We start from the raw sequence: 11,487 nt of genomic DNA, 5'->3' as shown, positions 1-11,487 counted from the left end.
AATGAAATATTTGTTACCGTTGCTGTTGTTCATCGCCCTGTCGGTTTTTTTGGCGATTGGTTTAAAACTCAATCCCCGCGAAATCCCCTCGCCACTGATCGACAAACCCGCGCCGGCCTTTAATCTACCGATTTTGGCGACACCGGAGCAGCATCTGAGTCAGGCCGAACTGAAAGGCAAAGTCTGGCTGCTGAATGTCTGGGCGTCCTGGTGCGTATCCTGCCGCGAAGAACATCCCTTATTGATCGAGCTGGCCAAGCAAAACAAGGTGTTGCTGGTCGGGTTGAACTATAAGGACGAGGCTCAGGCTGCCAACACCTGGCTTAGCAAACACGGTAACCCTTATAACGTCAGCGTGATGGATGCTGATGGCCGCACCGGCATCGATTATGGTGTGTACGGCGTACCGGAAACCTTCGTGATCGATAAACGCGGCGTGGTGCGCTACAAACATACCGGTCCGGTCCAGCCCGGCGAACTGGAAAGCATTTTCCTGCCGTTGATTGAAAAACTGGAGGCGGAAAGCGCATGAAAACTCTCTTCGCCTTGATCTTGTCGTTGTTTGTGTTTCAAGCCCAAGCTGAGATCGAATACCGTGACTTCAAACAACCCGAGCAGGAACAGGCTTATCAAACCTTGATTTCTGAGCTGCGTTGCCTGGTTTGCCAGAATCAAACCATCGCCGATTCCAACGCCGATCTGGCCAAGGACTTGCGCCGGCAAGTCTATGAAATGCTGCAACAAGGTAAATCCCGCCAAGACATCGTCGATTTCATGACCGACCGCTACGGCGATTTTGTGATGTACAAGCCGGCCTTGAAACTAAAAACCATGCTGCTCTGGTTGGGGCCGGTGCTGTTCCTGGTCATTGGTTTGGCCACGGTCTGGGTGTTGCGCAGCAAAACCAGTACCAGCGAGGACCAATCGCTAACGAAAGAGCAACAAGCCAAGCTAAACAGCATTTTGGAAAAAGGTGACGACTCGTGAATCTTGAGTTTTGGCTAGTGATAGCTGGTTTAATCGTGCTGGCGTTGTTGGTGTTGCTGCCGCCATTATTTAAAAAAACGCCGCTACGTTACGCCGATGGCGAACAACGCAATACCGCAATCGCTCGTCAACAACTGGCCGAACTTAAACTGCAATTGCAAAACGGCGTGTTGTCACAGGAGCATTACGATGCTCAATATCGCGAATTGCAACTGACGCTGCTGGACGATCTGGAAGACGATGTGCCGGCCGTGTCCAGCGCCAAAACCGGCCGTTGGATGGTGCCGGTCGTGGCGATTACGGTACCGCTGCTAAGCCTGTTTTTATATGGCTTGCTCGGCGAACCGCAAGCCTTGGTCAAAGCCGAATTGGCGGCCAACAATCAAAAAGTGGCCGACAATGTCAAAAGCATGGTCAACAAACTGATAGAGCGTCTAAAACAGCATCCGGAAGATTTGGAAGGCTGGATGATGTTGGGCCGTGCTTATGTTTACGCACAACAATATCAGGACGCCGCCAACGTATTTGCTGAGCTGAATCGCCGCAAACCTAACGATCCGGCCGTCATGCTGCATTACGCCGATGCCTTGTCGATGGCGCGTAACGGCCAAATGGACGGCGAACCAAGCGAACTAGTCGAACAAGCTTTAAAGCTGGTACCGGAAGACCACACTGCCTTATGGTTGGCGGGCATGGCCAAAGCTGAAGCCGGGGATTTTGCCCAGGCAATCACGCATTGGAAGAAATTATCCGCTCTGCTGCCTACTGACGATGAATCCCAGGCGCAATTGCAAAAAATGATACAGATGGCCGAAGTGGAGCAGCAAAAACCGCAAGCCCCGGCATCATCGGCGGCGGCTATCGATATTACTGTGAAAGTCGAATTGGATGAGGCAGTCAAAGCCAAAGCTGAACCGCAATACACCGTGTTTATCTATGCTCAGGCCGTCAACGGTCCAAAAATGCCGCTGGCCATCGTCCGTAAACAGGTTTCTGATTTGCCAACCAGCGTGGTATTGAACGACAGCATGGCGATGCAACCGCAAACCCATCTGGCGGATTTCAAACAGTTGCGCATCGTCGCGCGAATCTCCAAAACCGGTAATGCCATGCCACAATCCGGCGATTTGCTCGGCGCCGCTGAAGTGGATTTAAGCTCGGCTAATCCCAGCGTCGGCATCACCATCAACCAAGAAATGCAGTAATGGACCAATCAATTCAATTCGACCTGGACTTGATCAAACGCTACGACAAGTCCGGGCCGCGTTACACCTCGTATCCCACAGCGCTGGAATTGCACGAGGGCTTCGGCGAAGCTGAGTATCTGCAGCATATTCAAAAATCCAACGCCGCCGGCGGGCCTCTGTCGCTGTACTTTCACATCCCGTTTTGCGACACGGTCTGTTTCTACTGCGCCTGCAACAAAATCGTCACCAAAAATCGCGCCCACGCCGTGCCATATCTGGACAATCTTTGCAAGGAAATTGAGATGCAGGGCAAGCTGTTCGACAACAGCCGGCCGGTCAATCAGCTACATTGGGGCGGCGGTACACCGACGTTTTTGAATTACGAGCAAATGAAACGCTTGATGGATACCACCCGCGAGCATTTCAATCTGCATGACGACGACAGTGGCGAATATTCCATCGAAGTCGATCCGCGCGAAACCAACGACCTGACCATTGCCCAATTACGCGAGTTGGGTTTTAACCGTATCAGTTTGGGTTTGCAGGATTTCGATCCGGACGTGCAAAAAGCCGTCAACCGCCTGCAAAGCAAGGAACAAACCTTTGCGGTGTTGGAAGCGGCACGCAAGGAAGGTTTTCGTTCGACTAATATCGATTTGATCTACGGCCTGCCCTTGCAAACCGAACAAACCTTTGCCCACACGCTGGATCAAGTTCTGGCCTACGCGCCGGATCGATTTTCGATCTTCAACTACGCCCACATGCCTAGCCGCTTCAAAACCCAGCGGCAAATCAACGATGCCGATTTACCAACGCCGGCCGTAAAGCTGGAAATCCTGCAAATGGTCGGGCAGAAACTCACCGATGCCGGCTATGTCTACATCGGCATGGACCACTTTGCCAAACCCGACGACGAGCTGGCCGTGGCGCAACGCGAAGGCAAGTTGTACCGCAACTTCCAGGGTTACTCGACCCATTCCGACTGCGACTTGGTGGGCTTGGGCGTGACCTCCATCGGCCGGGTCGGCGATGCCTACATGCAAAATTACAAGGAACTGGACGAATACGACGCCGCCATCTCGCAGGGCAAATTGCCGGTGTTTCGCGGTGTGGATCTGGACGAGGACGACAAACTACGTCGGGCCGTAATTACCCAGTTGATTTGCCACTTCGAACTGAGTTTCGGCAAAATCGAAGCCGAGTTTGCTATCCATTTTGCCGAGTATTTTGCGCCCGAGCTGGAAAACCTGCGTCTAATGAAAGCCGACGGTTTACTGGATTTAGACGCCAACGGCATTCAAGTATCCACGGCCGGCCGCTTGTTGATCCGCAATATCTGCATGGTGTTTGACAAATACCTGGCGCGGAAACAGCAGCAATTCTCTAAGGTGATCTGAGCCTAAGCGCAGGCGTAGTTGACTGTTTTAGCATCGCGTTAAGGCTGAACCACCGGCTCCCTGTCGGGTAGGGCTATCCAGGTTTGCACTTAAAGCAAATCGCTTCGTCCGCCAAGCATTTTTGCTTGCGGGCAAGCTGGCGAGGCCGGCCATTAAAGCAAATTACCTGTTTTGCAAGGCATTTTGGGTGGCGCGCAAGCTTATTGCGGTTTGGGCTTGCACTGTTTTGGTTTTCTCGAATAGCTTTTTAGCTTGCACTCAAGCCTATCCAGGCTGGCGATTAAAGCGATTTGCCATTCGCGAGAAGCATTTTTGCTTGCGCGTTGGCTTATGCCGGTTGGCGATAGCAGCAATTTGCCTTGCGCGAATGGCTTTTTGGAGTTTTGGCAAGCCGAAATGCTTGGCGGTTAAAGATAAAAGGCATTCGGGAGGGGCAAATAGCTTGCCGGTGATAGCTTTTTGCTTGAAGTACCAGGCATCTCAAGTCACTCGTAGCCGGCAGAGGCTTGAGAGGTGGAAGGTATAAAGCGGCCAAAACTCGCCAGACGAAACAAAAGTGCCAATGGCAAATGTCGAGCCAAAAGCAGGCGTAGAGTGATGAGTATACGAACCGCACCCATCGGAGCGATGCACGTTGTTTACCGCATCCTGCGGTTCTGCTCGTTATGATGTTGCAGATGCAGGTCGATGTAAGTTGGATTCACCTTCCTATGTAGTGACCGGAAGAGAGGCTAAGCCGATAATGAAGTATTGTTTCCCTATCCTATCGTTGCTCTAACCGGTATCATTTCAATCATGAATTGCCAAAAAACGCTCTCTAACGTAACTATTAATTTCAAACGCAGCACATGACTAACCCAGGACTCATCACGACATTGCCGGACGGCAAAATCTGTGACTTCATTGATGGAACAATTCGAAACGATACTCCGGAAGAATACGTCCGACAAAACATCGAGCGACGCTTGGTCAAGGAGTTGGGTTACAAGCCTGAAAGAATTGCCGTGGAATTTACCATCAAGGTCGGTTCGTCCAAGAAACGCGTGGATTTGGCGATTTTCCCGGAAGGCAAGGCCCATGTGCAGGAAAACATCGACATCATCATCGAATGCAAGCATGACAAGGTAAAGCCTTCCGACAAGAAAGACGGTGAAGATCAACTGAAAACCTACATGTCTTCCTGCCCGAATGCCAAGTGGGGCATGTGGACAAATGGCCGCCACAAATCGGTATTTCTCCGCGCCGAGATCGATGGCCGCATCGAATGGGAAGAACCGAACGACATTCCCGCGCACGACGGAAACATAGACGAAGTGGATCGCCCGCAACGGCAAAATCTGAAGAATGCCACCGATGACAATCTTCTGTTTTCTTTTCGAATTTGTCACGACCACATTTACGTGACGGACGGTTTGCAAAAACAACCGGCGTTCTTCGAATTATTGAAAGTGATATTTTGCAAAATCCACGATGAGCGCAATATACCGAAGCCGTTGGATTTCTATGCCACCGCCAAGGAAAAAGCCAGCAATGACGGCAGATTGACCGTCAAACGCCGGCTCGGCAAGATTTTCGACGACGTCAAGAAACGTTATCCGGCGATATTCGACGCCAACGACACCCTCAAACTCGAGCCGCGTTCCCTGGCTTATGTGGTGGGCGAATTGCAGCGCTACAGTTTTTTGGATACCCATATCGACGTCAAGGGCAAGGCATACGAGGAGCTGGTAGGCGCCAATCTCCGGGGTGACCGGGGCGAATTCTTTACGCCGCGTAACGTACAGCGCATGGGAATTCACATGCTGGACATTCAACCGGGTGAAAAAAATACTCGATCCCTCATGCGGAACTGGCGGTTTCCTGGTCATCGCGATGAACGAAGTGATCAATCGGTTGAAGCAGGAAGCCGAGAAAAGCGGCATGGCGCGTTCCGAGGCCTACCGCCAAGCGCTCAACGAACAAGTTCGCGACATCGCCGGCAGGAGCTTTTTCGGCTTCGACATCAACCCGGATTTGGTCAAGGCCACCAAAATGAACATGGTGATGAATAACGACGGCGCCGGCAATATCCTGCGAACCGACAGCTTGTTGCACCCTCATCAGTGGGATAGCGGGTTTCGCGAGCAACTCGCCAAAGCACTGGAGGTCGATCCGTTTTCGCTACGCGGCCCGGACGATTTATCCCATTTCGACGTGATTGCCACTAACCCGCCATTCGGCGGCAGCTTGCCGATTTCCGACCGCGAAACCTTATCGCAATTCGAACTCGGCTACTTTTGGAGGCCAACGGCCAACGGAGGCTGGGAAAAAACCGACAACCTGCAAACCTCGCAACCACCGGAAATCCTGTTCATCGAACGTTGCTGGCAATTTCTGAAACCGGGCGGGCGCATGGCTATCGTGTTGCCGGACGGCATTCTGGGCAATCCGGCGCTGGAGTACGTGCGTTACTGGATGATGACCCATTGTCGCATCGTCGCCTCGGTGGATTTGCATCCTGATACCTTCCAACCGCGTAATGGCACGCAAACTTCGGTGTTGCTATTACAACGCAAAACACCTACAGAAATTCACAAGGAAGAAAAACAAGGTCAACTCGACGATTACGAAATCTTCATGGCGCAAACTCTAGCTATCGGCCACGACAAGCGCGGCAACGTGCTCTACCGGCGTAACGAAGACGGCGAGGAAATCCTGTTCCCCATTGAAGGCGAACCTGCCGTATTGTTCGAGTTCGACGCCCACGACGATATCAGCAAACGCATTTTGCGCCCCAGTAAAATGGTCGACGACGATTCGCCGTTGGTTGCCAAGGAATTTCTTAGCTGGAAAAACAGGGCGGTATTGGGATGGTAAACGTCATTAACCAGCCGCTAGCCGGAGATAGAGAACATCTCGGCGAACGAAGCGTTGGCGTCCGCTTGGCGGACGTGGCGAGAGCCGGCTTACGTCTGGAAGCCTCGGCCTATGGGGTGGAAGCCCGGCAAGCCGTCGCCGAATTGCATGCCTGCCGTCATCCCTTAAAGCCGCTGCTAGGCGAGAGCGGCTTGTGCCAAAACGCCCATAACGCATTTCGCTTCGCCAGAATTTACGTCGGCGCAGAACATGGTGTGCCGTTTCTGTCCAGCTCTGACATTATCGGCTTGCGGCCTGAGCGGGGGCGTTATCTGAGTAAAAAGCACACCAAGCGTTTGGAGGAATTGAAAATCAACTCCTGGGACGTGTTGGTTTCTCGCTCAGGTACCATCGGCAACGTTGGTTTGGCTTCGCCTCGCATGAGTGATTGGGTTTTGTCTGAAGACGCCATTCGAATTGGCGCGCCCGACCCGGACACCGCCGGCTATGTCGCCGCCTTTTTGCGTTCGCATTGGGGGCGAGAACAATTAAGAGGCGTTACCTACGGTTCGGTAATTCAACATATCGAACCGCACCATTTGACCCAAGTCTTGATTCCGGACTTGCCAGCGATCCGGCGCATTGAAATTGGCCGTGCTTTTGTCGAAGCCGCCAACCAACGCGACCAAGCCAACGATATGCTCGATGCCGCCGATAGCCGACTGCGGCAAACCCTGAAACTACCGCCGCTACCCAAACAAACCAAGGGCCCTTCGGTCAATACGGTACGTGCTTCGCGGTGGGGTAAACGCCTGGATGCCTCGTTCCATAACCCGGCGGTGGATTGGGTCTATGAACAATTGCGCCAAGCCGGCATTGAAACCTTACCGTTGGGCGACGAACGTTTAAGCAAGGCCATTCGCGCCGTGACCAAGTTTCGTAAACGGGTTTACGTCCCCAAGGGCGGAATTCCGCTGCTGTCGAGCAAACAGCTTTTTCAAATCGATCCGATTGACGTGAAAGGGTTGGCGAAAGGCGCGCATGAAGGCGACATGGATGAAATTGCTTTAAAACCTGAAATGGTGACTATCACTTGTTCCGGTACGATTGGCAGGATTCAGATAATTCCTTGTTACATGGATGGCTGGGCTGCCAACCAACATGCGATTCGTGTTATCGGAAAAGATAGAGAACTTGCGGGGTATATTTACGCGTGGTTATCTAGCGAGTACGGCTACCTATTGATCAATCGAAATAGTTACGGATCCGTGATACTAGAACTTGATCGATTCATGGCTTCGAAAATACCTGTTCCATGGATTGATCCACAGCAAATCAAAAGCATAGGCAATTTGGTTCTGAAGGCTAACCAGTTACGCGACGATGCTTGGAATCTTGAGCAAGCGGCTCTGGCGTTGTTGAAAAAAGAGCTGGCTTAACGATGACAAGCAATTGCTCTCACGGCCTCGTTTTTTTGCGGGGGTTCGCATTAATGCCTGCATGCGGGATCATCGCGGCCCCGAACAGCGCAGGAAAACTACCTTCGCGCTGAACTTTGGATGGCCCTAACTGGGTGTATTCCGACCCGGAATTGCTGGAGAATTTTTTGCGACACATGCAGTGTCAAGGTACCAGTACGACCACGACCCGACTAACGGAACTTCGCCGCCGAAATACAAAAAATCGAATAAAACATCGCTAAAGCTCCGGCTCGAATACAGGCCATCATGAGAAGGTATCTATAAGGAGAAAACCATGCAAAGCTCGCCCGCCGAAACCGCGCATCATTTTTATGCCCTTTACGAAACATTGCCGTTGGATACGCAACAAGCGTTTTTGAAGGAATTGCTCGAAAATCAGCACGAGCAATTAGAAACCTTGGCGCTCTATTTGGCTTGCCAGCAGGCCAAAGACGAAAACAATTTTTTGAGCGACGAGGAAGCGGAAGATTTTATTAATAGCCTGCCGCAATGAAAATCCAAATCAGTAAACGCTTTAGCAAAGACGTGCAAGCGATTACCGACCAGCGTATTTTGCAGAAAATCAGATATGTTCTGGAGCAAGCAAAGCAGGCGCAGAGTTTCGCCGATATTGCCGAGCTGGAATCGATGAGCGGTTTTTGCGGCTATTACCGAATCAAATTTGATTACCGCTATCGAATGGGTGTGTATTTTGATAATGAGTGCTTACAGTTTTTGAGAGTAGGCCATCGAGAAAACTTTTACAAAAAGTTTCCATAATCGAAAAAGCTAAACAACCCTATGAACGACGACGAATTGGACGGCCCTAAACGGGTGTAAGACGACGCGGAATTGTTGGAAGATTTTTTGCAACACATACTCTGGCCGTTTCTGAATTTCGGCCTCGATACGGCGGCGTTTTTTACCAATCGCTCCGACCTGAGCGACTTTTTGCCTGACGTCACCGAAGACGACTATCAAAGGTTGGTCGATGCCATCAACCAACGCTACGGCATCGCCATGCAAACCGGAGATTGCGGTCGAATCTACCAAATCCTGGAACGCATCCGCGATGACGAACGGGCAAACAAGGTTTGGCAACAACACTAAGGGTAGGGCGCCCGTTATGGCTTTGGCCCATTTGAAAAATCAATTTACTACCCAAGGACGCTAATTATGGCAATCTGGCTAATCCGCGCCGGCGCGCACGGCGAATACGAACAAAAATTCATACAGGAAAACCGGGTTTACGTGACTTGGGATAAGCTGGACGTGAATCTCGCCAAGCTGGCGCAACGGAGCGATTTGACGGCGGCGATGAACAACCGATACGCCGATTGTAAACCCAAGGCGATTGCCAACTGGGTCAGCCAAGTCTGGCCGTTTGCCCACGACATCAAGCAGCGCGATTGGCTGGTGTTGCCGCTGAAAAGCCAGCCCGCAATTTATATCGGCGAAGTCACCGGCGATTACCAATTCGATGCCAAGGCGGCCAATCCGTTTTATCACTGCCGGTCGGTCAAATGGATAGGCGAGGCAATTCCGCGCGCCCATTTTGGCCAGGATTTGCTGTATTCCTTCGGCGCGTTCCTGACCATCTGCCGTATTCAACGCAACAACGCAGAGCCACGTTTGGCGGCGATGCAAGCCAACGGTTGGAAGGCGGAAAGCCTGTTGTCCACCATTCAGCCCGGTACGCCTATCGCCGACGATGCCGCTGGCAGCGCCAACTTGGCTGAGCTGGCGCAAGACCAAATCGCTCGCCTGATCGACGCTCGTTTCAAGGGTCACGATCTAACTCGATTGGTAGAAGCGATACTCAAAGCCCAAGGCTACACCACCTACCGTAGCCCGGAAGGCGGCGCGGATATTCTGGCCGGTGCCGGGCCCTTGGGTTTCGGTTCGCCGCGCTTATGCGTGGAAGTCAAATCCGAAAGCAATCCGATTGATCGCCCGACTGTGGATAAACTGCTGGGTGCGGTCGCCAAATTCGGTGCCGACGAAGGTTTATTCGTGTCCTGGAGTGGTTTTAAAAACAACGTTCAGAAGGAATTAGCCGCCAGTTTTTTCCGGGTGCGGCTATGGACCCAAAAGGAATTGTTGGAACAACTTTTCGCCTATTACGACCGCCTCGACGACGACCTGAAAGCCGAGCTGCCATTGAAGCGGATTTGGACAGTGGCGTTGCAGGATGAGGAATAAGGTTTTCCGCTCACTTCGATGGTAATCGAAATGACTGTTTTAAATCCACACCGCGCAACGTTACTCCGCGCTGGGTCACCCGGTTAAAACTAGACACGTGCGCGATGCGGCTGTCATTACATTCGATCAAGTCGGCGGGGATAATCCGGTTCACCCTTGTCGAGATGAATGGTTGAGCCGCAGATTGGGTAAGGTGCCAAAGTTGGTTACAAACCACATAATCCCGGGTGTCCTTCGCACCCCTACCACAGTTCGGTCTGGGCGATGGGTTCAGCTCAGGAACTGCTCCGGCGGCAAATAATTAAAACCAAACGCATCGGCAATCCCTTGGCAAGTAACATTACCGCCCACGATATTCAAGCCTTTCAGTAACGCCGAATTGTCCCGCAATGCTTGTTGCCAGCCTTTATTGGCGAGTTGTAGAGCATAGGGCAGGGTGGCGTTGGTTAACGCCAGGGTCGAAGTGCGCGGTACAGCGCCGGGCATGTTGGCAACGGCATAATGCACGACATTGTCGATGACATAAATCGGATCGGCGTGGGTAGTGGGGTGGGTGGTTTCCACGCAGCCGCCTTGGTCCACCGCGACATCGACGATGACCGCCCCCGGTTGCATCGATTTTAAATCGTCGGCCCGGATCAGCTTGGGTGCTGCGGCCCCGGTGACCAATACGCCGCCGATGACCAGGTCCGCCGTGCGAATTTGTTCCAGGATGGCATGACGGCTGGAAAACAACAGCTGCACGTTGGCCGGCAAAATGTCGCTAAGTTGGCGCAGACGCTCCAGCGACAAATCCATGACTGTGACTTGCGCGCCTAAACCTGCCGCCATTTTTGCCGCCTGCGTGCCGACCACTCCGCCGCCCAAAATCAACACTTTGGCCGGTAATACCCCCGGTACGCCGCCGAGCAACATGCCGCGGCCGCCGTACAGTTTTTCCAGATAATGCGCGCCTTCTTGCACCGCCAGTCGGCCGGCTACCTCTGACATTGGCGTCAGCAAGGGTAACTCGCCGGTCGGCAACTGCACGGTCTCGTAGGCGATACAGGTAGCGCCGGATGCCAGATGTGCTTCGGTTAACGGGCGGTTGGCGGCAAAGTGAAAATAGGTAAACAGGGTTTGTCCGGGATGAATCCGCGACCATTCGGGTTCTATCGGTTCCTTGACCTTGATAATCATCTCAGCGGAGTCCCAAACCGGCTCCGGACCGTCCATCAACTGCGCGCCGGCAGCCTGGTATAGCGCGTCTTCGAAACCGGCGCCAACGCCGGCGCCGCTTTCCATCGTCACGCTATGGCCGGCGCTCACCAACGCGGCAACGCCGGACGGTACCACCGATACCCGGTTTTCGTTGGGTTTGATTTCCTTGGGTATACCGATTTTCATATTCACCTCTTGTGCAATATTAAATGATGCCGG

11 protein-coding genes and 1 pseudogene are annotated in these 11,487 nt (G+C 52.6%); 11 read left to right on the top strand and 1 reads right to left on the bottom strand.

The genetic code is table 11. The features are described from left to right. Position 1 precedes the first annotated feature (1 nt). The 11 genes and pseudogenes from ACR02O_RS16620 (at position 2) to ACR02O_RS16570 (ending at position 10,068) form a co-directional block, all read left to right on the top strand. Positions 2–532: a DsbE family thiol:disulfide interchange protein gene (locus ACR02O_RS16620; protein WP_458137833.1), complete on the top strand. Its 531-nt coding sequence runs from the start codon at positions 2–4 to the stop codon at positions 530–532. Beyond that, positions 529–987 (top strand): cytochrome c-type biogenesis protein, encoded by a 459-nt coding sequence (locus ACR02O_RS16615; protein ID WP_458137832.1) that lies wholly within the window; start codon positions 529–531, stop codon positions 985–987. Before ACR02O_RS16620 ends, ACR02O_RS16615 begins: the two co-directional genes overlap by 4 nt. Continuing rightward, positions 984–2,192, top strand: a complete 1,209-nt coding sequence (gene ccmI, locus ACR02O_RS16610) for a c-type cytochrome biogenesis protein CcmI (protein ID WP_458137831.1) — start codon at positions 984–986, stop codon at positions 2,190–2,192. Before ACR02O_RS16615 ends, ccmI begins: the two co-directional genes overlap by 4 nt. Then, complete coding sequence (gene hemN, locus ACR02O_RS16605) at positions 2,192–3,571, top strand: oxygen-independent coproporphyrinogen III oxidase (protein WP_458137830.1); 1,380 nt, start codon at positions 2,192–2,194, stop codon at positions 3,569–3,571. Before ccmI ends, hemN begins: the two co-directional genes overlap by 1 nt. An 848-nt stretch (positions 3,572–4,419) precedes the next feature. Next, positions 4,420–4,809: pseudogene (locus ACR02O_RS16600) on the top strand (type I restriction enzyme HsdR N-terminal domain-containing protein); the annotation flags it as partial. A gap of 634 nt (positions 4,810–5,443) precedes the next feature. Further along, positions 5,444–6,427: an HsdM family class I SAM-dependent methyltransferase gene (locus tag ACR02O_RS16595; RefSeq protein WP_458137829.1), complete on the top strand. Its 984-nt coding sequence runs from the start codon at positions 5,444–5,446 to the stop codon at positions 6,425–6,427. Continuing rightward, a complete protein-coding gene (locus ACR02O_RS16590) occupies positions 6,421–7,845 on the top strand; it encodes a restriction endonuclease subunit S (RefSeq protein ID WP_458137828.1) in 1,425 nt (474 codons plus the stop codon). The genes ACR02O_RS16595 and ACR02O_RS16590 overlap by 7 nt, the downstream gene beginning before the upstream one ends. A 316-nt stretch (positions 7,846–8,161) precedes the next feature. After that, positions 8,162–8,380, top strand: a complete 219-nt coding sequence (locus ACR02O_RS16585) for a hypothetical protein (RefSeq protein WP_458137827.1) — start codon at positions 8,162–8,164, stop codon at positions 8,378–8,380. Then, on the top strand, positions 8,377–8,646 hold the full coding sequence (locus ACR02O_RS16580; RefSeq protein WP_458137826.1) for a type II toxin-antitoxin system RelE family toxin: 270 nt from the start codon (positions 8,377–8,379) through the stop codon (positions 8,644–8,646). The genes ACR02O_RS16585 and ACR02O_RS16580 overlap by 4 nt, the downstream gene beginning before the upstream one ends. A gap of 87 nt (positions 8,647–8,733) precedes the next feature. Then, on the top strand, positions 8,734–8,976 hold the full coding sequence (locus tag ACR02O_RS16575; protein ID WP_494522038.1) for a hypothetical protein: 243 nt from the start codon (positions 8,734–8,736) through the stop codon (positions 8,974–8,976). Between the two features lie 66 nt (positions 8,977–9,042). After that, complete coding sequence (locus ACR02O_RS16570) at positions 9,043–10,068, top strand: restriction endonuclease (RefSeq protein ID WP_494522037.1); 1,026 nt, start codon at positions 9,043–9,045, stop codon at positions 10,066–10,068. 270 nt (positions 10,069–10,338) lie between these two features. Here ACR02O_RS16570 and ald read toward each other — a convergent pair whose 3' ends face one another. Beyond that, complete coding sequence (gene ald, locus ACR02O_RS16565; protein ID WP_171694958.1) at positions 10,339–11,454, bottom strand: alanine dehydrogenase; 1,116 nt, start codon at positions 11,452–11,454, stop codon at positions 10,339–10,341. Positions 11,455–11,487: the final 33 nt, after the last annotated feature.

The organism is Methylomonas sp. PHL2-19, from assembly GCF_059331595.1.
This window is presented reverse-complemented; position numbering and strand designations above follow the sequence as displayed.